The sequence below is a fragment of the Bacillus sp. FSL R5-0416 genome (genome assembly GCF_037975425.1).
In the GTDB taxonomy this organism is placed as follows: Bacteria; Bacillota; Bacilli; order Bacillales; family Bacillaceae; genus Bacillus; species Bacillus subtilis.
Genome location: NZ_CP150252.1, coordinates 3,396,958 through 3,417,098, shown reverse-complemented (window position 1 = coordinate 3,417,098; position 20,141 = coordinate 3,396,958). Strand labels below are relative to the sequence as shown.

21 protein-coding genes and 1 riboswitch are annotated in these 20,141 nt (G+C 44.1%); of the genes, 13 read left to right on the top strand and 8 right to left on the bottom strand.

The window, feature by feature from the left end; translation table 11 throughout:
* Positions 1–13: 13 nt before the first annotated feature.
* Together modB and modA are read right to left on the bottom strand one after the other, a co-directional pair.
* Complete coding sequence (modB, locus tag NYE20_RS18230; protein WP_120363516.1) at positions 14–706, bottom strand: molybdate ABC transporter permease subunit; 693 nt, start codon at positions 704–706, stop codon at positions 14–16.
* Positions 678–1,460: a molybdate ABC transporter substrate-binding protein gene (gene modA, locus NYE20_RS18225; RefSeq protein WP_072173511.1), complete on the bottom strand. Its 783-nt coding sequence runs from the start codon at positions 1,458–1,460 to the stop codon at positions 678–680. Before modA ends, modB begins: the two co-directional genes overlap by 29 nt.
* Before the next feature lie 110 nt (positions 1,461–1,570).
* On the opposite strand from modA, the gene NYE20_RS18220 reads away from it, so the two are divergent.
* Positions 1,571–2,497, top strand: a complete 927-nt coding sequence (locus NYE20_RS18220; RefSeq protein ID WP_161621252.1) for a substrate-binding domain-containing protein — start codon at positions 1,571–1,573, stop codon at positions 2,495–2,497.
* Positions 2,498–2,524: 27 nt separating this feature from the next.
* Here the strand turns inward: NYE20_RS18220 and NYE20_RS18215 are convergent, their stop codons facing one another.
* Positions 2,525–4,378, bottom strand: coding sequence for an LTA synthase family protein (locus NYE20_RS18215; protein ID WP_161621253.1), 1,854 nt, complete (start codon positions 4,376–4,378; stop codon positions 2,525–2,527).
* 99 nt (positions 4,379–4,477) lie between these two features.
* A complete protein-coding gene (locus NYE20_RS18210; protein ID WP_161621254.1) occupies positions 4,478–4,960 on the bottom strand; it encodes a metal-dependent hydrolase in 483 nt (160 codons plus the stop codon).
* A 166-nt stretch (positions 4,961–5,126) separates the two neighbouring features.
* On the opposite strand from NYE20_RS18210, the gene sspJ reads away from it, so the two are divergent.
* Both sspJ and NYE20_RS18200 read left to right on the top strand, forming a co-directional pair.
* Positions 5,127–5,267 (top strand): small acid-soluble spore protein SspJ, encoded by a 141-nt coding sequence (gene sspJ / locus NYE20_RS18205; RefSeq protein ID WP_003221612.1) that lies wholly within the window; start codon positions 5,127–5,129, stop codon positions 5,265–5,267.
* A gap of 116 nt (positions 5,268–5,383) precedes the next feature.
* A riboswitch (Lysine riboswitch) is annotated at positions 5,384–5,563 on the top strand.
* Between the two features lie 103 nt (positions 5,564–5,666).
* Positions 5,667–7,076 carry an amino acid permease gene (locus NYE20_RS18200; protein ID WP_069837773.1) on the top strand — a complete coding sequence of 470 codons (1,410 nt, stop codon included), beginning with the start codon at positions 5,667–5,669 and terminating at the stop codon, positions 7,074–7,076.
* A gap of 202 nt (positions 7,077–7,278) precedes the next feature.
* Here NYE20_RS18200 and NYE20_RS18195 read toward each other — a convergent pair whose 3' ends face one another.
* Positions 7,279–8,226 (bottom strand): iron-hydroxamate ABC transporter substrate-binding protein, encoded by a 948-nt coding sequence (locus NYE20_RS18195; RefSeq protein WP_049139696.1) that lies wholly within the window; start codon positions 8,224–8,226, stop codon positions 7,279–7,281.
* Between the two features lie 205 nt (positions 8,227–8,431).
* Here NYE20_RS18195 and NYE20_RS18190 point away from each other — a divergent pair, with 205 nt between their 5' ends.
* The 6 genes from NYE20_RS18190 (at position 8,432) to NYE20_RS18165 (ending at position 14,572) form a co-directional block, all read left to right on the top strand.
* The gene (locus NYE20_RS18190) at positions 8,432–9,478 is read left to right on the top strand and encodes an iron ABC transporter permease (RefSeq protein ID WP_202629479.1); all 1,047 of its coding nucleotides are present in this window, start codon (positions 8,432–8,434) and stop codon (positions 9,476–9,478) included.
* A complete protein-coding gene (locus NYE20_RS18185; protein WP_003244298.1) occupies positions 9,478–10,488 on the top strand; it encodes an iron chelate uptake ABC transporter family permease subunit in 1,011 nt (336 codons plus the stop codon). Before NYE20_RS18190 ends, NYE20_RS18185 begins: the two co-directional genes overlap by 1 nt.
* Before the next feature lie 15 nt (positions 10,489–10,503).
* Positions 10,504–11,313, top strand: coding sequence for an ABC transporter ATP-binding protein (locus NYE20_RS18180; RefSeq protein WP_003243882.1), 810 nt, complete (start codon positions 10,504–10,506; stop codon positions 11,311–11,313).
* Between the two features lie 170 nt (positions 11,314–11,483).
* On the top strand, positions 11,484–12,677 hold the full coding sequence (locus NYE20_RS18175) for an efflux RND transporter periplasmic adaptor subunit (protein ID WP_161621255.1): 1,194 nt from the start codon (positions 11,484–11,486) through the stop codon (positions 12,675–12,677).
* Entirely contained in the window at positions 12,661–13,350 is a 690-nt protein-coding gene (locus NYE20_RS18170; RefSeq protein WP_003228456.1) for an ABC transporter ATP-binding protein, read from the top strand. Before NYE20_RS18175 ends, NYE20_RS18170 begins: the two co-directional genes overlap by 17 nt.
* Positions 13,343–14,572, top strand: coding sequence for an ABC transporter permease (locus NYE20_RS18165; protein ID WP_003244568.1), 1,230 nt, complete (start codon positions 13,343–13,345; stop codon positions 14,570–14,572). The genes NYE20_RS18170 and NYE20_RS18165 overlap by 8 nt, the downstream gene beginning before the upstream one ends.
* 33 nt (positions 14,573–14,605) lie before the next feature.
* Here NYE20_RS18165 and rsiO read toward each other — a convergent pair whose 3' ends face one another.
* The 3 genes from rsiO to NYE20_RS18150 all read right to left on the bottom strand — a co-directional run bounded on the left by rsiO (position 14,606) and on the right by NYE20_RS18150 (position 16,507).
* Positions 14,606–15,016, bottom strand: a complete 411-nt coding sequence (gene rsiO, locus NYE20_RS18160; protein WP_003243579.1) for an acid stress-sensitive anti sigma factor RsiO — start codon at positions 15,014–15,016, stop codon at positions 14,606–14,608.
* Between the two features lie 60 nt (positions 15,017–15,076).
* The gene (oxdC, locus tag NYE20_RS18155) at positions 15,077–16,234 is read right to left on the bottom strand and encodes an oxalate decarboxylase (protein ID WP_161621256.1); all 1,158 of its coding nucleotides are present in this window, start codon (positions 16,232–16,234) and stop codon (positions 15,077–15,079) included.
* Positions 16,235–16,354: 120 nt separating this feature from the next.
* Complete coding sequence (locus tag NYE20_RS18150; protein WP_003244090.1) at positions 16,355–16,507, bottom strand: YvrJ family protein; 153 nt, start codon at positions 16,505–16,507, stop codon at positions 16,355–16,357.
* 201 nt (positions 16,508–16,708) lie between these two features.
* On the opposite strand from NYE20_RS18150, the gene sigO reads away from it, so the two are divergent.
* From sigO to yvrG, 4 genes are all read left to right on the top strand, one after another.
* Positions 16,709–17,239 carry an RNA polymerase sigma factor SigO gene (sigO, locus tag NYE20_RS18145; RefSeq protein ID WP_003228469.1) on the top strand — a complete coding sequence of 177 codons (531 nt, stop codon included), beginning with the start codon at positions 16,709–16,711 and terminating at the stop codon, positions 17,237–17,239.
* A 3-nt stretch (positions 17,240–17,242) separates the two neighbouring features.
* A complete protein-coding gene (gene rsoA, locus NYE20_RS18140; protein WP_021480583.1) occupies positions 17,243–17,482 on the top strand; it encodes a sigma-O factor regulator RsoA in 240 nt (79 codons plus the stop codon).
* Positions 17,483–17,634: 152 nt separating this feature from the next.
* Positions 17,635–18,348, top strand: coding sequence for a two-component system response regulator YvrH (yvrH, locus tag NYE20_RS18135; RefSeq protein ID WP_003243545.1), 714 nt, complete (start codon positions 17,635–17,637; stop codon positions 18,346–18,348).
* Positions 18,345–20,087 (top strand): two-component system sensor histidine kinase YvrG, encoded by a 1,743-nt coding sequence (gene yvrG, locus NYE20_RS18130; protein WP_032726840.1) that lies wholly within the window; start codon positions 18,345–18,347, stop codon positions 20,085–20,087. The genes yvrH and yvrG overlap by 4 nt, the downstream gene beginning before the upstream one ends.
* The last annotated feature ends 54 nt before the right edge of the window (positions 20,088–20,141 follow it).

Sequence of the window (20,141 nt, the reverse complement as noted above, 5' to 3'; positions counted from 1 at the left end):
ATGGGGAGTTTTTTTAGTGCGTTTTTTTCTGTTGAATGAAAAACAGCATCAAAAAGGAAATGACAACAATACAGACGACCCACGCCCAAGCAAGGGTATTGTTGCCGGAATCCAATGCGACATATATCGCCGTCGGCAGTGTTTGCGTAACACCGGGGATGTTTCCTGCAAACATGAGTGTTGCGCCAAATTCTCCGAGCGCCCGCGCAAGGCTGAGGATGCTTCCGGTCAGTAACGAAGGATAGGCAAGCGGGACGGAGATATGGATAAACACTTTCCATCTGCTAGCGCCGTCTACCATTGCCGCACCTTGTATATCGGGATCAATGTCAGCAAATCCGTTTTTGGCTGATTGATACATAAGCGGAAAGGCTACAACAGCCGAGGCGATCACAGCGGCCCACCAGGTGAAAATGACAGGCTGCTGGAAAATCCACTCGATGGCTTGTCCGATGAAGCTGTGCTTTCCGAAAATGACGATCAAAATAAAACCGACAACAGTAGGCGGAAGAACGAGCGGAAGCATAAAACATGTTTCGAGTGCCGTTTTTCCGAAAAATGATGCCCGTGACATCCATGCTCCAGCAAGTGTTCCGAGAATAATGACAACAATTCCGGCAACTGCCGCCACCTGAAAGGAAAGCACAACGGGTGTGAAAAATTCTGAAGTGCTTATGCTACTCGGCAGTAAAGCCATATTTCTCAAATACTTTCATTGCTTCATCAGATTGCAGGTATTCGTAAAATTCCTTCGCTTCCTTACGGTGTTTTGTATCTTTTACGATTCCTAACGGATAGACAATTGGGCTGTGTGTATCTGCTTTTGCCTCGTCAATAATGTTGACCTTTTTCGAGACCAGGGCATCTGTTTTATAAACAATACCTGCGTCTACATTGCCGGTTTCAACATAAGAAAGAACTTGGCGAACGTCTTTTCCATACACAATTTTATCCTTCACTTTTTCCCATAAAGACAGCTTTGTCAGTGATTCTTTCCCATAAGCTCCTGCCGGTACGGATTCCGGAGTGCCAAGGGCGATTTTTTCTGATTCAGCCAGATTGCTGAAGCTTGTCACAGGTGAATCTCCGTTTTTCGGTACGACCAGCACAATTTCATTACCGACTAAATCAGTGCTGTCTTTTTTTGCGATATCTCCATCATCCACCAGCTTTTTAAATTTATCCTCAGCAGCTGAGAAGAACAGATCTGCTCCTGCTCCTTGAGAAATCTGTTTTTGCAAGGCGCCGGATGAGCCATAGTTATCTTGGATGGTAATATTTTGATGCTCTTTTTCATAATTTTTTTGGATTTCCTCAAGTGCATCCTGCGCGCTGGCGGCAGCTGAGATGGTTAACGTTACTTTTTTCTCGCTGTCCGTTGAAGACTGGTTTGAAGAACAGCCTGCTGCAAGGAGAAAAGCAGTTAAGGCTGCGATGAAAATAGAATACTTCTTAAACATGATTGCACCCCTTATCATTAGATATAACTAATTATAACTGATTATGTTTGGTTTATGTGGGTTTTTTTACATTCGGCGAGAAGGTATAATAAAATAGGAGAGTGATGATGATGAATGAAACCTCTTCCTATACGATAGAAGAAGTTGCAGGTCTGCTGAAGGTATCAAAGCTGACCGTTTATGATTTGATTAAAAAAGGCGTGCTGCCTGCTTATCGTGTCGGAAGGCAGATGCGTGTGGATGAAGAAGATTTAAAGCAATATAAAACGAATATGAGAATGTCTCAGCCCATCGCTGCAACAGAAGCGCCGAAACAGGTGCAGGAGGCTGAGCCGGACGGCAGACGGAATGTCATGATCAGCGGACAGGACATTTCGATGGATCTTCTCAGCAAGCATTTGGAGAATGCCATTCAGGAGACGCCGCTCCGTAAATACAAAGGAAGCTTAAACAGCCTGATTGATATGTATCAAGGCAAGTGTGACATTGTCAGCCTCCATTTGTACGATGCTGAAACGGGCCAGTATAACGCTCCTTATGTAAAACGGATTTTGACAGGTGAACCGTTTTGTCTCATCAATGTCGTTCTCCGCAAAGCAGGACTGTATGTGAAAAAAGGGAATCCGAAAAACATTCAAGGCTGGGAAGACTTGAAAAGAGCCGATATCCGGATCATCAACAGGGAAAAGGGTTCTGGCGCAAGGGTGCTCCTTGATGAACAGCTTGGCTTGCTTGGTGTGAATCCGGCTGATGTAGTGGGATATAGCGATATCGTGACTGATCATTACGCTGCCGCTTCACAAGTTTCAAGCGGACAGGCTGACGCGGGAATCGGGGCGCAGCACGCGGCACATATGGGTCGTGTTGATTTTATCCCGCTCATCGACGAACAATATGATATCGTTGTTTTGAAAAAACATGAGCAGCTGCTGAAAGCCGTGAAGGAGATTTTGAATTCTGAGGACTACAAGGCGAATTTGTCTCATTTAAACGGCTATGAAACGAAGCTGACTGGCAAGGTGATGTTGGAAACGTAAAAAATCCCTCTTGATAGAGGGATTTTTTTATTCGGAAAACCTGAGCAGGTCACCATTTAAAATTTTATCAGAGAGAGAAAGTTCTTCGTTTGCTTTCTCCTTGTAATGGAGGCACGCATCCTGATCTTCCAGCACTTTACCTGTTTTTTGGCTATAGCACGTGTTCTTTGTGTATATATAATCGTTCGTAATAAAGCTGCCGTTTCGCAGAACGGCGAATGGGGTGCGGTCGCCCGACAGCAAATCATTGCCGAATTGGATATCGCCTTTTGTCTCAACGCCGAGCAAATGCATCAGCGTCGGCCTGACGTCGACCTGTCCCCCGGCATCAGGGATGGTTTCCGGCTTTTGATCGGTGATTCCCGGGATATGTATGATAAACGGCACCCGCTGGAGCTGAACGTTGTCATACGGTGTGATTTCATCTTTTCCTAAAAACTCAGCCATTGCCTCGTTATGGGCTTCAGAAATGCCGTAATGATCTCCCATAAATACGATCATCGAATTTTCGTAAAAGCCTTCGTCCTTCAGTTTTTTGATAAAATGCTTCAATGCCTCATCCTCATAGCGAACCGTGGTCACATAGCGGTTTAACAGATCACTGCTTGAATCGAATTCATCTATCAGCTGATCCTTTTCATCAATCTCAAACGGAAAATGATTCGTTAACGTGATAAAACTGCTGTAGAACGGCTGCGGCAGGCTTTTCAGCTTTTCGGCGGACTGCTCTAAAAATTCTTTGTCTTTTAAACCCCAGCTTGTCGATGTCCCGGGAGTGACATGAAAATCATCAACATCAAAAAAGCGGTCAATGCCAAATGTATCGTACATGACATCTCTGTTCCAAAATGTTTTATGGTTAGCATGAAAGACGGCTGAATAATAATCGTGCTGCTTCAGCGATTTATACATCGTATGAAATTGATGGTCGCTTTTCGTGAAAAAGACGGCGCCGCTAAGGGAAGGATACAGTGAGTTAGCGACGATAAATTCTGAATCTGATGTTTTGCCTTGTTCTGTTTGCTGATAGAAATGATCAAAGGAATAGCTTTTTTTAATGAGATCATTCATAAATGGGGTAATTTCTTTTCCATTTACTTTTTCATTCAGAACAAAGCTTTGGGTCGATTCAAGTGTTACAAAGATGACATTGCGCCCCTTTGCAAGACCGAATTTGCTTTGATCAGGCTTGCTGTAATCAGCCTCTGTGTAGTTTTTAATGGCAGTTATACTGTCTTCATCGGCAAAAGCTTTCGCGCTGATATTAACAGTCTGAGAAATTGTATCGTAAATATGGAACTGAAACAGACCGATGCTTTTGACTAGCATTTCCCGGTCAAAAGAATGTGCCAAAAGCTTCGGCTGCTGTACTTCTGCAAGTGCCAGTGTGCATAAAAGCATGCCGCAGGAAGCTGCATAGTACCGTTTGATCGTGCGGGGAGCGGCTTTTGTCTGTGGGTGTTTGGTTTTTCTGGCGAACAGCAGCAGAAAAACCAAATCCACAAACAGGGCGATAAACAGAGGATGGAACAATTCTTTTACACTGCTTCCCATATCGCTCATGTTGCTCGCCTGAAATAAAACCGGAATGGTAATAAAATCGATATAAAAGCCGTAAAAAATCGTATTAGAGATCAAGATAACAGTTAGAACCAAATTGGCAATCAGCAAAAAAGCCCGCTGCTTGTTTCCTTTTAGAAGCAGGCCGATCCCGAATAAAGGAAGAATAAAGCTGAGCGGGTTGACCAGCAGCATTAGCTCCTCCAACAGAGTATCGATTTGCAAATCAAAGCCGAGTTTATATATCACATACGTTTTGATCCACATAAATAAGATCGAAAAACATAAAAACCGCTGATTGTGAAAAAAGGTTCCTTTCATCAATATGACTCCTCACGTTTTCTTGATCATCTGCATGAAATGCTTCTTAAGTAAAACCTACTAAAAACAGCCGGTTCAGACAAGTCTCAGCACTCATGTTTAAAACATGCGCCCATGAAACAGCATATAAAAGTAGTAACATGAAGCAAGGGTCAGGCCGGCTAGCACGAGCTGCTCAGAAAAACTGCCTGTCTTCATATATAATGGAAGCCGAACGCGGATCGTTGAAGGGAATAATAATTTGATTCCGTTCACCGTCCAAGCGTCAAGAATCAAGTGGCTCGCCATTCCGATCATCAGGCCGGCTGATATGTTTTTATCTGGAATGTATGCAGAAGTGATAAAAAACATGATGAGCATAAACAGCAAGCTGTGTGTAAATGTACGATGGCCAAAAACGGAGCTGACCACTTTCGATAAAATAGGAAATTTTCTCCCGATTTTGCTTTGTGTGTGGCAGATATCGGGTATTAATGCTCCAACCGCGCCTGACGCAGCCATAAGCACTGGATCAAATCCATAATAATAAGCCGCTGCCGTACAAGAAGCGATGCCTCCCATGATGTGTGTTTTTCCTGTCATTTGCCGCTTCTCCTTTTATCTTTTGCAAAAAATCTCTGAATTACAAATATATCAAGAGAATGTATGTTTGATCAACAGGACTTTGGACGATAAAAAATATCCCGCATAATTTTTCAGGAAAGAGGTATCTTAAACATGTACCTATTTTTTAAAAGAGGTGATACGAATGGGTTTCTTTAATAAAGATAAAGGAAAACGTTCCGAAAAAGAAAAAAACGTAATCCAAGGAGCTCTTGAAGATGCTGGTTCAGCTCTAAAAGATGATCCGCTTCAAGAAGCTGTGCAAAAAAAGAAAAATAATCGATAACCACATGCGGATAGAGCTTGGCTCTATCCGTATTTTCCATCTGTTCCCTTTGACAGATCATCCTTTCTTTGATAACCTTCTGGGAGTAACTGAATAATTAAATCCTCACTCTTTCTCAGTGAGGTAGAGGTTGCGCGGATGATAAGTCACACATGCCAGGCTGACAGGAGCTGTTAAACATGTGTAAAAGGCATCAGCGCCGAAGTGTGGAGAAAGCCGATCCTTCTCTATGCTGGGACTGTATCTGAATAAGTGCAGGACTGCCGCGTGCTTTTTCGCGGAGGGCTATCCGGAGATCAAGGGTGTGTGTTTCTTTAAGCATGGACTTTTGTTCAGGCTTTTTTTGCGTTTATATGATCTCGGGGTCTGGTCCGTACAAAGAATCATGGAGGTACTGGAATGGAACAGACAAAAAAATGGGGTTTTTGGTTATTAACGGCATTTGTCGTTGGAAATATGGTTGGATCAGGAATTTTCTCCTTGCCGAGCTCGCTTGCTTCAATTGCGAGTCCGTTTGGAGCTACGTCCGCCTGGCTTTTGACAGGTGCCGGCGTGCTGATGATTGCACTTGTGTTCGGACACTTGTCCATTCGCAAGCCTGAACTGACAGCGGGACCGCAAAGTTATGCAAGAGCGCTGTTTTCTGACCCGAAAAAAGGCAACGCTGCCGGTTTCACAATGGTGTGGGGCTACTGGGTGGCGAGCTGGATCAGCAACGTGGCGATCATCACAAGTCTCGCCGGTTACTTGACTTCGTTCTTCCCGATCTTGGTTGATAAACGTGAGATGTTTTCGATCGGCGGGCAAGAGGTGACACTCGGCCAATTACTGACGTTTGCCGTATGTACGATCTTGTTATGGGGAACGCACGCGATTCTTGTTGCCAGCATTAACGGCGCAAGTAAATTAAACTTTGTCACAACGCTTTCTAAAGTATTAGGTTTTGTCTTCTTTATCGTTGCCGGTTTGTTTGTGTTTCAAACGGCATTATTCGGTCATTTTTATTTCCCGGTTCAAGGAGAAAACGGCACAAGCATTGGAATTGGCGGCCAGGTTCATAACGCCGCGATTTCTACACTGTGGGCGTTTGTCGGAATTGAATCCGCGGTGATCCTGTCCGGCCGTGCGCGCTCTCAGCGTGATGTGAAACGTGCGACAATTACCGGCTTGCTGATTGCCTTGAGCATATATATTATTGTGACTTTAATTACGATGGGTGTTCTGCCGCATGATAAGCTTGTCGGCTCTGAAAAACCATTTGTTGATGTACTCTATGCGATTGTTGGAAACGCGGGAAGCGTGATTATGGCGCTTTTGGCTATCCTTTGTTTATTCGGAACGATGCTCGGCTGGATTTTGCTTGGCTCTGAGGTGCCATACCAAGCAGCTAAAGCAGGAGATTTCCCGGCATTTTTTGCAAAAACGAATAAAAAGGGAAGTCCGGTTATTGCACTCATTATTACAAACGTCATGTCACAGGTCTTCATTTTCTCGGTTATTTCCCGGACAATAAGTGACGCATTTACATTTTTAACGACAGCGGCTACACTTGCATATTTAATTCCGTATCTTGTATCTGCAATCTACAGCTTGAAGGTAGTCATCAAAGGTGAAACGTATGACCAGCTGAAAGGCTCCCGTGTAAGAGACGGATTGATCGCGATACTGGCGTGTGCATACTCCGTGTTTGTTATCGTAACAGGCACAGCAGATTTAACGACATTTATCCTCGGCATCGGTTTATTCTTTGTCGGCTTAATCGTTTATCCATTTGTGAGTAAAAAGTTCCAGAAAGAAAAACATGCATAATGAAAAGACACCTGATTTGCTCAGGTGTCTTTTTTTATAAAAAACGAATTTCTACTGATCGTTAACATAGTTGACAGGAAAGCTGGAATCAAAAAATTAAGGGGCAATCGAATATGCAACTTCTGTGATTTGGCAAGAAAATATCCGATCAAATTGAACGATCCTTATAAATGAGACAGCCGCGGGCAGGCGGCTCTTTTGTTTATTTAGTCAAGCTTTCCGTAATAAACTTCAGTTGTCCTTCTAATGAAATCGGGTCAGAGAAATAGAATCCGATCGGATCCATCTTGTAGACATGGCCATTTTTAACGGCATTCAGGTTCTTCCAAATGGAGCTTTCAAAAACGCCGCCATCATCACCGCCTGATTGCCATGGGCCCGCGAAAATGTAATCTCCGGCGAAGTCAGGGAGCTTCTCTAATGAAATACTTGTATAACCTGGCCCCTGGTCAATGGCTTTTTCTTTTGTCAGCTTTGTAGCCTGCAGGCCAAGGTCTTTGTAAATGATGCTTCCGCCTCTTCCAAAGTCTTTACCGAATACGTAAATGTCTTTTCCGTTCGTTTGCATAATGGAAATGGTTTTGTCACCGACCGCTTTTTTGATTTTTGTTTTAGCGGCCGCAACTTTTTTATCCCACTCGGCCAGCCATTTTTCAGCTTTATCTTCAGTTCCCGTCATTTTTGCAAATTCTTTCAGCTGTTCGATGTTGTCGAGCTTATCGTATTTTACTGCGACAGTCGGCGCAATTTTTTCAAGCTTTTTAATATCAGCGCCCTGTGTTGTCCAGACGATAATCAGGTCAGGGTTCAAATCAATGACCTTTTCAACCGAAGTGCCGTCTCCGATGTTTTCAACGCCGTCGGTTTTTCCTTTGTAGTAAGGGTTTTTAAATACATTCTCAGGCGCACCGACAACGTTGATGCCGAGTGTTTTGAAGTAGCCGTAATAGCCGTCTGCCATGACAACCACCCGTTTAGGATGCTTCGGGATTTTTACATTTCCGTTTTCAGCCTTGTATGTAAAGGTTTCTGCGCCTTTTGAATCAGAGGCAGAACCTTTGCTTTCTGAGTTATTCCCGCAGGCTGCCAGCGCTGCAATCAATAACAGGGCAAAAAACGCGGCTCCGAGTTTCTTGTATATATGGGTCATATCTCATACCTTCTTTCTAAAAAATAGATGAAAAAGAGAATCATTATCATCTGTGATTATACCACTGCAAGTGCCGGTTGACACGATATTTTTGCAAATGCATTTTCATTTTTGTTCAAAACACTCTATTAAATCAGCTGAAAAAAGTGATATACTGAAACAGCAATTGATAATCATTATCAGTAACAGAAAGGAAGTACGGCAGTTGAGTCAACATAAAAATATACGGACTGCATCAGAAGAAATCCAATGGACGTCAAGGACATATGGCGCGGTCATCGTCCTTATTGCAGGTCTATGCCTGCTTTGCCTTGGCGCATTTTTATCCATATCCCTCGGTGCAGCGGATATTCATTTGCGCACTGTATGGGACGCCATTTTTCATTATCAGCCGACAAAGACATCTCACCAAATTATACATGATCTTCGGCTTCCGAGAACGGCGGCTGCCGCGCTTGTAGGCGCATTGTTGGCAGTGTCGGGAGCAATCATGCAGGGGATGACGAGAAACCCTTTGGCAGAGCCTTCGATTATGGGTGTGACATCAGGCTCTGCGTTTGCGGTTTCGATTGCGTTTGCCTTTTTTCCCGGACTTTCTGCAATGGGGCTTGTGCTATGGTCCTTTGCGGGAGCGGGGCTGGGGGCATCGACGGTAATGGGCATCGGCTTGTTTTCAAGGGGCGGACTTACGCCTGTAAAGCTTGCTCTGGCGGGTACGGCAGTTACTTATTTCTTTACCGGCATTTCAACTGCCATTGCAATCCGCTTTGATGTCGCTCAGGATATCAGCTTTTGGTACGCTGGCGGGGTAGCGGGTGTGAAATGGCCGGGGGTCCAGCTTTTGCTTATTGCAGGGGCTGTCGGTTTAACGCTCGCGTTTTTTATCGCCCGGTCTGTGACAGTGTTAAGTCTCGGTGACGATCTGGCGAAAGGGCTTGGACAATATACATCAGCAGTGAAACTGGTGGGCATGCTTATTGTAGTAATTCTGACCGGAGCTGCGGTTTCCATTGCCGGCACCATTGCATTTATCGGGCTGATCATTCCGCATATTACCCGTTTTTTGGTCGGTGTGGATTATCGGTGGATCATTCCTTGCTCGGCGGTGCTCGGTGCTGTTTTGCTTGTTTTTGCTGACATAGCGGCCAGACTCGTAAATGCGCCCTTTGAAACGCCTGTCGGCGCGCTGACTTCTCTGATCGGCGTTCCCTTTTTCTTTTATTTGGCACGTCGTGAAAGGAGAGGGCTGTAATGAAAACAAAAACAAACAAACCGCTTATTGTAATGGCTGTGACCTTTTTGCTTATCGTGGTGGTCTTTTTTATCAGTCTCAATTTGGGCGTTATCAAAATTGCACCGCTTAAAACGCTTCAGGTCTTTTTCGGCCAAGGAACGGCGCGTGATGAACTTGTCTTATTTGAGTTCAGGCTGCCCAGGATCATCCTTTCTTTGCTTGTTGGAGCAGGGATCTCCGTAGCTGGAGCCATTTTGCAAAGCGTGTCTCAAAATGAACTTGCCGAGCCTGGTATTCTCGGAATTAACGCCGGCGGTTCACTTGCTGTAGTGCTTTTTATATACTTTTTTCAAGGGTCAGCTTCAGATCTCAGCTTTTTCGGAACATTTATGCTGCCGTTCAGTGCTTTGGCAGGAGCAATCCTCGCTGCGTTTCTCATTTATATTCTGGCATGGAAAAAAGGCGTGACACCGATTCGGCTGATTTTAGTCGGCATAGGGGTGAATGCCGGATTCAATGCCCTGTTGCTGATTTTTCAGCTTAAGATGGACCCTCATGATTTTATGCAAGCCGCGGTTTGGATATCCGGCTCAATATGGGGGGCGAACTGGAATATGATCTGGGCGATTCTCCCTTGGATTGTGATCTTGCTTCTGTTTACTTTATATAAGGCACGCTATTTGAACATTATGCAGCTCGGAGACCAATTGGCGACCGGGCTGGGCACCGCTGTTGAAAAGGAAAGACGGATTCTTCTTCTGGCAGCGGTCACTCTTGCCGCTTCATGCGTGGCAGCTGCGGGGGGCATTGCGTTTCTCGGATTGATCGCGCCGCATGTGGCTAGAAGGCTGACCGGTCCACGTCACCAGACGCTGATACCGGTCTCCGCCTTCATCGGCTCATTCCTGTTTTTGCTTGCTGATACGCTGGCGAGAAATGTATTGGCACCATCAGAAATTCCGGTCGGACTTGTCATTTCCGTGCTAGGTGCGCCTTACTTTATTTATTTATTGATGAAAGCGAATTAGAGGAGGGGGCCGAATATGAATTCATTATCAACGGAACAGCTTGGAATCGGTTATGGCGACAGGGTGATTGTAGAGGATTTAAATATATCGATTCCTAAAGGGAAAATTACCACCTTAATTGGCCCGAACGGCTGCGGGAAATCAACGATTTTAAAAACAATGTCCAGAATTATGCGTTCACATGCAGGTGCCGTCTATTTAAACGGCAAAGCGATTCATAAAATGTCTACAAAGGACATTGCGAAAGATATGGCGATTCTTCCACAGACACCTGAAGCGCCGAGCGGCCTAACAGTGCACGAATTGGTGTCGTACGGCAGGTTTCCGCATCAATCAGGATTCGGCAGATTAAATGACGAAGACCGCCGGATTATAAAATGGGCGCTTGAAGAAACAGGCATGGCTGAATATGCTGAACGGCCGATTGAGGCATTGTCAGGCGGACAGCGTCAACGCGTGTGGATTGCCATGGCGCTTGCACAAGGTACGGAACTGCTTCTGCTGGATGAACCTACAACGTATCTTGATCTTGCACATCAGCTTGAAATTCTGCAGCTGCTTGACAGACTCAACAAAGAGCAAGGGCGGACGATTTTAATGGTCATTCATGATCTTAACCATGCAGCTCGTTTTTCTCATTATATGATCGCGCTCAAAAAAGGCACGGTCATCAAGGAAGGAACTGCACTGGAGGTCATGACACCGGACATTTTGAAGCAGGTATTTCAGATTGATGCCGAAATCGTGACTGATCCCCGTACAAATAAACCTGTATGCTTGACCTATGACTTGATTAAAAATGAAAAAGAGCTAGTTACTGTATGAAAAAATCCCGGTTCGAAGCCGGGATTTTTTTTATTCGGCTTTGAAAATACAATTTTTCTATTTGATTCCGTCATTTCAATAAAAGGATTGCAAGTCTTTTTGAATTAATAGATAATATTGGTTAGAATGTTTCGAAAATATTACATAGTTTACAGAAAGAGGAGATCGTTGTGTCCAAGAAGAAAAAATGGCTTATTGGCGGTGCGATATGTGCCGGTGTGCTTGTATTGGCTGGGATCGGCGCTGGCGGTTTTTACTTTTTTACTCACATGAACCAAGTTGCCGTATCATCGGAGCCCTATGCTGAATCGGTCGCGGTATACATGGGAGGAGATTCAGAATCAGGCCAAACGTTTTCTGGAAAGGTTGAACCTGAGAAACAGCAGAAAGTATACATAGATTCAGAAAAAGGCAGCATTAAAAAAACATACGTCAAAGAAGGCGATCAGGTTAAAAAGGGCGATAAGCTTTTTGAGTATGAGGGCGAGGATCATTCTGATGAAGTGGAGCAAGCCAATTTGCAAATTGAAATGACAAATCTGCAAATCAACCGTTTGCAAAAATCAATAACGGAAACGGAAAAGAAGCTGAAAACGGCAGGAAAAGAAGAGAAAACCCAGCTTCAAGATGAACTTAATCAGGCCAATTTCGATTTGAAAACAAGCCAGCTTGAACTGAAGCAGCATCAAAAAGAACTGGCTGGCCTGACGAAAAACAAAGGTTCCAATGTCATTACAAGCAAGCATGACGGAATCGTTCAAAGCGTCAATCAGGATATCGCTGACGGTGCAACAGGTGACCAGGCAACAGGCCCGTATATCCAGATTGTTTCGACAGGCAAATATCTGGTCAAAAGCCAAATCAATGAGCTGTTAATGGACACGATCAAAAAAGGCAGCAAAGTCAGGGTCACGCTGAAAACAGGCGGTGAGGGCGAGTGGAAAGGAAAGGTCACCTCGATCGGCAAGCTTCCAGCGGGAGCAGGCGAGGGTGAAGAATCAGAAAGCTTTGCTGATGAAGAAATGAACCCCCAGTCCTCTAACTATCCTTTCACCATTTTATTAGACAGCCATAAAGGTCTTGAAGTCGGCTATCATGTCAACATCGAAGTGATGAGTGATAATGCTGATGCGGATACGATCAAGCTGCCGTCCGACATGGTCATTCAGGATGACGGCGAACCGTATGTGTGGAAAGCTGATGAGAATCACAAAGCGGTTAAGCAGCCTGTTGAAATCGGAGAGACTGATGAAAATGACATGGTGGAAATTAAGAGCGGCCTGACGCCGGAAGATTATGTGATCTATCCTGATCCCGCGGTCAAGGAAGGAAAGCAGGTTACAGTCAATGCTGACACTGAATAATATTTCGAAGTCGTACAAGCTGGGAAAAGAAGAAGTTCCAATCTTGAAACATATCAATCTGACTGTTCAGGCGGGGGAGTTTTTAGCTATTATGGGGCCTTCAGGTTCTGGAAAGTCAACGTTAATGAATATTATCGGCTGTTTGGACAGGCCAACCTCAGGAACCTATATGCTTGACCAGATCGATATATTGAAAGGGAAAGACGGGGCTTTAGCCGAAATTCGCAATGAATCAATCGGGTTTGTGTTTCAAACTTTTCATTTGCTGCCGCGTCTCACCGCGCTGCAAAATGTCGAGCTGCCGATGATCTACAATAAAGTGAAGAAAAAAGAGAGAAGACAACGGGCATATGAAGCGCTGGAAAAAGTCGGATTAAAAGACAGGGTCTCCTACAAACCGCCTAAGCTGTCCGGCGGCCAAAAGCAGCGGGTGGCGATAGCGAGGGCCCTTGTCAATCAGCCGAGGTTTATTTTAGCTGATGAACCGACCGGGGCCCTTGATACCAAATCAAGTGAACAAATTTTGTCACTGTTTTCCGAACTGCATCGGGAAGGCAAAACCATTATTATGATAACCCACGACCCGGACGTTGCCAAAAAAGCTGACAGAACCGTTTTTATCAGAGACGGAGAGCTGGTATTAGATGAGAGAGGGGATATCAGCCATGCTTGAACATATTCGCATCTCCTTTCAATCCATTTTTTCTCATAAATTAAGATCGATTCTGACAATGCTCGGCGTGATTATCGGCATAGCGGCAATCATCGCGATTGTTTCAATGCTGAAGGGCCAAAGTGAGCAATTAAAGCAAAGTATGATCGGCATGGGAAACAACGCCATCAATGTTGTCTACCAGCCGTCTGGCGGAGAAGAGGAGAGCGGCGGCCCTCAGGTGTCGTATGCGTCCGCGCCGCCTGTAGCGGAAGAAACAGTAAAGGCGATCAAATCAGATCCGATGGTCAAAGGATTATCCTTATATTACTTGTCAGAAGGCGCGAGCGTTTTTCATTTAACAAACGTTTCGTATCCCCAAGTGTATGGAGTGGACGATGATTACTTCGACATGTTTCCAATCCGAATAACCGAAGGGAGAAAGCTGACGGAAAATGATTTAAACAGCACACACCAAGTGGTGATGATCAATGAAGCTGTCAGAGATGAACTGTTTCCGGACGGAGAAGCTCTGCATAAAAGCATTGAGATGAATGGTGTGCCGTTTAAGGTCGTCGGTGTTTTTAAAGAAAAAAATCAACAGGAAAGCATGTTTGAAGGCGACTACGCGAACCCGGTTTTGTACGTGCCGAAAAAAGTGTGGCCGCTTATTGAAGGGTTTGACGCGCCAACGCAGATTGCCGTGCAGGCTGATTCTTCTGAGCATATCCAAGAAGCGGGTGTAATGGCTGCAGATCTTTTAAATCAGGGACTGTCAGAAGCTGAGCTGGAAAAAGCAGAGTACAGTGTAATGGATCTTCAGGAGATCGCGCAGGAAGTGGAGTCCTTTAATCAGTCATTTGCATTGCTGCTTGGCGGAATCGCCAGTATTTCACTTTTGGTGGGCGGTATCGGCGTCATGAACATTATGCTCGTTTCCGTAACGGAGCGCACGAGGGAAATCGGAATTAAGAAAGCGCTCGGTGCTAAGCGGCGTGTGATTTTATTTCAATTTTTAACCGAGGCTGTTGTGCTGACAAGCATTGGCGGAATACTCGGTGTGCTGGCGGGCTTCGGCATCGCCAAGCTGCTGACGGTCATTTTTCCGATGCCTTTTATCGTCTCCATTCCAGCTGTTGTCGGAGCACTCATCTTTTCAATGGCAGTCGGCATTATCTTCGGCTTGCTTCCGTCTATCAAGGCTTCGAAGCTTCAGCCTGTAGACGCGCTTCGCTATGAATAAAAAGAACGCATCCAATTGGAATGCGTTTTTTTTTTAGCTGGGAAGGGCCGAGTTGCATTTGTCTAAAATCAAAAAAACGGCTGCGACAATCATTTCTTCTGTGGTGGACAGCCAGATGTCGCTGATCAATTGGTCTGTTGTATGAGCAGTCATCCACAAAAACAGCAGCTGTACGATGCCGGCAAGGAGAATGAATAGACGTTTTCCTGTCTTGAAAAATGTAAAGCTATGTATCATCAGCCTTTCAAATGGTTCAAAGCATAATCCTAGAACAAGGAATACCACGGCAAAAAGCAGGACATGAGCTGCTGAGCGGTAGCTCGTTCCCGCTAAAGAAAACAATATATAGATGACAGCAAAATAGGTCAACACCACTGCTGCTGCCGCCAGCAAGTACTTTATGGAGAGCCGCAATAAGCGTTTTGAAGGGTTTTGATGTTTCACTGGTTCAGCTCCTTATGAAGGCTTGCAGAGAACGAGTGCTCTCTGCAAGCCGCAAGTCTTTTATTTACTGCATTTCTTTTTCACTACTGGGTGCTTTTCTTTTGAAAGCACATCAGTAAAGTCTTTGCCCAAGTCAAGGTGCGCTTGAACAAATGTTTCAGGAAGCATGGCAAGCCATTGGTTTAAAGATACATCAGCATAATGGTCGTCTTTGAAGATTTCTAAAAAGACAAGCGGTTCATCCCCGATGTTTTCAACGTAATGACCCATTGCAAATGGTACATACCCGACATCACCGGCTTGGTAATTAAACGTTCTGGCATGGCCGTCAGATGCAAAAACGGTCATTCTAGCTTTACCGGAGATGTAGTATTGCCATTCGTGGGTATTCGGATGCCAGTGCAGTTCTCTCATGGCGCCGGGTTCTACTGTTACGAGTGCTGATGCGATGGTTTTAGACACTTTGAAGTTTGTCGAATCTGCAATGTATACTTTTCCTCCCTCAGATTCGATCGGCTCTTGTTCAAGAAGGCGGTAAGTAAATGGATAAGGCACTTCGCCATTCGGCCCTTCCACAATATCATCTTTTAAACTGCCAGGAAGTTGGTTTTCAAATATATATTTTTCTTTGCCAGGTAAATTGGCAATCTCTTCTTTTGTCACGCCGAAGTTCGCAGCAATGACTTCTTTTGGAGTGTGGGCAAGCCAATCTGTCAGCTGGAACGTGCTGTTTTCAGAGAATGATCCATCGTCAAACACGAGCAGGAACTCAGCTCCCTCATCCAGCGCTTGGATGGAGTGCGGCAGGCCTGACGGGAAGTACCAAAGGTCTCCTTCACCTACATCGTCAATAAAGCTGCGCCCTTTTTCATCTACAATTGTGACTCTTGCACTTCCGTAAATCATATAAGCCCATTCAGCTTCTTTATGCCAGTGAAGCTCGCGAATCGCACCTGGCTTCAGCCGCATATTTACGGATGCAAGGTTTTCTGAAATCGGCAATTCACGTACTGTCACTTCACGGGCATATCCGCCTTTTTCTAATCGGTTATGAGTATCAGAGAACGAAAACTTCATATTGCTGACGGTGCCATGATCGGTTTCAGGCGGAATGAGCATATCAGGGTTTTGCCGATCTCTTTCAATATTGCGCGGGATTTTTATCGTTGCTCCTTTGTCTCCTCTAATTGGCTGCGGAATGTCATTTTGTTTTTTCATGAAATATTTCCTCCTTACATTTAAATGTGATAGCAGAAAGAGAAGGTGAAAGGCCTTTCGTTTTCCCTTCTGTTTTGTTAAGTGAAAAAAACCAGTGAAAAGTCAACTTCGATTGAAAAATTATTTTTTTGCATGATCTTTCAGTTCTGTCATTAGTTCTATTAGTTGATCAAACTTCTTTTCGAATCGGGTCAGCAGATACATTGCAATCAGCGCGGGAAACCCCAAATTGCCGATCTGTTTTACGACTTCCTCTATAAAAACCTGATCCATAGGAAAATACCTCCCTTCTTTTTCTGCAGTCATGTATGTAAGTGAAGGAAATCCGATAAAACGTAAACTGCTGCAAAGTATTTTGCAAAACACTAGTCGGAAAGTAGTAGTTTACTTTTTTTTGCTTTCCTTCATTTAATTTAGTAGGGAGGCGGTTTGATGGACTATCAAAGTCTTTTACGGTCAAAATGTAAGGAGATAATGAAGCATCCCATCGTGAAGCATTTTTTGAGCAATCCTCAGCATTACCGTTTGTTCAAAAACGTAATGGAAAGCCCTAACGAAAAAGATGCAAAATCATTGGACGAGCTATTTAAGCAGTTTTATAAAGAAATCCGCATCGTCAAGTATATGAATTCAATGATTCGCATCTTTTCTATTGATTTTGATAAGCGGGTTCGCAAAAATCAAAAACGGTATCCGCTGACGGTTGATCATCCGGAGGCAGGAGATCGGCTTCCTTCCGAAACAGGAAGCGATGCATTTGAAGAATTTTTAGACAGGCAGGATGATTTGAGCCAGCATGTTCAGGATTATCAGCTCTACCAAGCGATTCAGAATCTGACTGACAAACAAAAAAGTGTGCTGACGAAAGTGTATCTTCACGGTGCCACGATGCAGGAGATTGCAGATTCATTAGGGGAGTCCCGACAAAACATCTCCAACATTCATAAAAAGGGGCTGGAGAATATCAGAAAGCAGCTAGCGGCGCAAAAAAAGGGGGAAAAGTAAGCTGTGAACGGCCAGTTTGAACAAAAAAAGAAACAAAAAGACGAGACTTATGACATTGAGCACCTGATTGCATGCTTTTCACCGATGATCAGAAAAAAACTCAGCAATACGTCCTATCAAGAAAGAGAAGATTTAGAGCAAGAGCTGAAGATCAAAATGTTTGAAAAGGCTGATATGCTTTTATGTCAGGATGTACCGGGGTTTTGGGAGTTTATTTTGTACATGGTGGATGAGAACTCATAATATTTTCATATGAAAAAACATCAAAAGGGAGCGCTTGTTTGCTCCTTTTTTGCTGTTTTGATTTGCCAAGCTCCAATGTATTCAAAAATGTACCATAAATAAACGATATAATGATAAGATGAAAAAAAACAGTGACAGAAAGGAACATAAAAGTGGAAAATGCGTCAATTTTAATCGTAGACGATGAGAAAGCGATTGTGGACATGATCAAACGCGTTCTCGAAAAAGAAGGTTATCGAAATATACTGGATGCGGCAAGCGCAGAAGAAGCGATTCCCGTTGTGAAGGCCAATAAGGTTGACTTGATTGTGCTGGATGTCATGATGGGCGGAATGTCCGGTTTTGAAGCCTGCACATTGATCAGAGAGTATTCAGACGCTCCGATTTTTTTCCTGACGGCAAGATCATCCGACGCGGACAAATTATCGGGCTTTGCGGTTGGAGCTGATGACTATATCACAAAACCATTTAATCCGCTGGAATTAGCGGCGCGGATCAGAGCGCATCTCAAGCGTACATATCAATCGAAAGAAACGAGTTCAAATCAAACCTACACATATGATTACTTTACTTTTTCTCCGCAAAATGCCGAGTTGATCGTAGGCGGGGAAGCCGTTGCCTGTTCAGCCCAGCTTCTGCAGCTTTTGCAGTATTTTTGTGAACACCCTAACGTGGTGCTTTCCAAAGATCAAATATATGAAAAAGTATGGGGCTATCCTTCCTACGGTGACAACAACACCGTCATGGTACATATTCGCAAGCTTAGGGAGAAGATTGAGCGCGATCCGAGCAATCCGGAGTATATTGTAACCGTTCGAGGTCTCGGCTATCGTTTTATCCCAAATCCTGAAGGCAAGCGGTCATGAGGTTAAGATGGAAGTTTTTGTTTCACTTTTTCGGCCAGATGCTGATTGTGATTCTGCTGCTTACGGTTATGCTTGTTGCGTCGTTTTTCTATTTAGACGCTCGTTTTAGCGATGCGGAATCCAATTCAGGGCTGACGAAGGCAACGACCGACACACTTGAGGCATATCTCGATGTAAACGAAGACGGGACATGGGAAGTGGATAATTTCCTGAAGAAATCTGTTGATAAACAGCACGGCTGGATGCAAATCATTGATTCGGAAGGAAACACTGATTATTCTTACGGCGTGCCAAAAGACGTGCCGGGCACCTATACCAAGAAAGAGCTTTTGTCTATTTATAAAACCAAAAAGCTTCATAACTATAAACTGAATTATTGGGCCATCAATATTGAAGATAAGTCGTATCTTCTATTGTCCGGCTGGAAATCAAAAAGTGAACAGCTCCTGACTTCCGTTGAAAAGCGCGAACAAAAGATAGACTCACTAGCGCACTATAAGTCTAGTACCATCGACTATATTAAACGGAAAAAAGGCGCCATTTACCTGTTAGACAGCAATGGAAAGATTCTCGACAGCATCAACAGCACAAAAAGCGAAAGAAAAACGATGAACCAGCTGGAGCTGCTTAAATACAGCTCTAAGCCTTGGAACTATAAGCGGGAAATTTCCGTTAAGATCCTCAATAAAGACAGATGGATGGTCGCTACGGTGCCAAACCCAGTCTATGTAACCGATCAGGAGTTTAACAAATCATTCCTGAAGGTTGTATTAAAAGCGATGTTTCTCGTGATGGCCGTTTTGTTCATGTATATCATTTGGATGACCGTTTGGTATATGTTCCGATTCGGGCTGCCGATTTTTCACACGATTAGATGGCTGGTCAATCTGTCAAAAGGGAAGCTTGAGGAGCCCAGAAACCGGGAAGGCCGTCCTGTCAGCAAAAATAAAAAGGGAAAAATCAAACAGCCGTACCGCTTCTTCGGTGAGATATTTGAATCAATGGATCAGCTGACTGAAACGCTGAGAAGGGATAAAAGAAACAGAGAAAAAATCCAGGCGACAAGGGAAGAATGGATTGCCGGTTTGTCACATGACTTAAAAACACCGCTCAGCAGCATTTACGGCTACAGCATGATGCTCGAGTCGAAGCAATATGACTGGTCGCCGGAAGAAGTGAAAGAAATGGGGCAGGTTGTCAGAGAAAAATCTGAATACATGTCCAAGCTGATTGAAGACTTAAATTTAACGTATCGGCTGAAAAATGATGCTCTTCCTATTGAGAGAAATCTCACTAGCCTTATCCCGTTTTTTAAAAATGTCATTGAGGATTTTAAGAAAAATCCGTTTTCTGAAGGCTATGATATCTCGTTTGTATCCAAAGAAGAGCATATTGAATTTGCCCTTGATGAAGCGTGGTTCAGGCGCATATTAGAAAACCTCCTTGGGAATGCCGTGAAGCACAACGACAAAGGAACAGAGATTCAAGTCATTCTGGAGCAAACAAAAAATCATATATCTTTAAAGGTGAAGGACAATGGGAAAGGAATGGATGAAGAAACGATTACCCATTTGTTTAACCGTTACTACAGAGGGACGAACACAAAAGATTCAACTGCCGGAACGGGTCTCGGGCTCGCGATTGCCAAGGAGCTTGTCCATCTCCATAACGGAACGATCCATGTGAACAGCAGAATGAACATTGGAACGGTCATTACCATCCTTTTTAAAAAACAATAAACATCAAGTGGTTTGGACACCTCTTTGCCGGGAATAACAATATATAGACTGAAG

Excerpts from the sequence above, each read along its gene's own strand:
- modA (WP_072173511.1), bottom strand. The coding sequence starts at position 1,460 with ATGTTTAAGAAGTATTCTATTTTCATCGCAGCCTTAACTGCTTTTCTC.
- NYE20_RS18220 (WP_161621252.1), top strand. The coding sequence starts at position 1,571 with ATGAATGAAACCTCTTCCTATACGATAGAAGAAGTTGCAGGTCTGCTG.
- NYE20_RS18215 (WP_161621253.1), bottom strand. The coding sequence starts at position 4,378 with ATGAAAGGAACCTTTTTTCACAATCAGCGGTTTTTATGTTTTTCGATC.
- NYE20_RS18210 (WP_161621254.1), bottom strand. The coding sequence starts at position 4,960 with ATGACAGGAAAAACACACATCATGGGAGGCATCGCTTCTTGTACGGCA.
- sspJ (WP_003221612.1), top strand. The coding sequence starts at position 5,127 with ATGGGTTTCTTTAATAAAGATAAAGGAAAACGTTCCGAAAAAGAAAAA.
- NYE20_RS18200 (WP_069837773.1), top strand. The coding sequence starts at position 5,667 with ATGGAACAGACAAAAAAATGGGGTTTTTGGTTATTAACGGCATTTGTC.
- NYE20_RS18195 (WP_049139696.1), bottom strand. The coding sequence starts at position 8,226 with ATGACCCATATATACAAGAAACTCGGAGCCGCGTTTTTTGCCCTGTTA.
- NYE20_RS18185 (WP_003244298.1), top strand. The coding sequence starts at position 9,478 with ATGAAAACAAAAACAAACAAACCGCTTATTGTAATGGCTGTGACCTTT.
- NYE20_RS18180 (WP_003243882.1), top strand. The coding sequence starts at position 10,504 with ATGAATTCATTATCAACGGAACAGCTTGGAATCGGTTATGGCGACAGG.
- NYE20_RS18170 (WP_003228456.1), top strand. The coding sequence starts at position 12,661 with ATGCTGACACTGAATAATATTTCGAAGTCGTACAAGCTGGGAAAAGAA.
- NYE20_RS18165 (WP_003244568.1), top strand. The coding sequence starts at position 13,343 with ATGCTTGAACATATTCGCATCTCCTTTCAATCCATTTTTTCTCATAAA.
- oxdC (WP_161621256.1), bottom strand. The coding sequence starts at position 16,234 with ATGAAAAAACAAAATGACATTCCGCAGCCAATTAGAGGAGACAAAGGA.
- NYE20_RS18150 (WP_003244090.1), bottom strand. The coding sequence starts at position 16,507 with ATGGATCAGGTTTTTATAGAGGAAGTCGTAAAACAGATCGGCAATTTG.
- sigO (WP_003228469.1), top strand. The coding sequence starts at position 16,709 with ATGAAGCATCCCATCGTGAAGCATTTTTTGAGCAATCCTCAGCATTAC.
- yvrG (WP_032726840.1), top strand. The coding sequence starts at position 18,345 with ATGAGGTTAAGATGGAAGTTTTTGTTTCACTTTTTCGGCCAGATGCTG.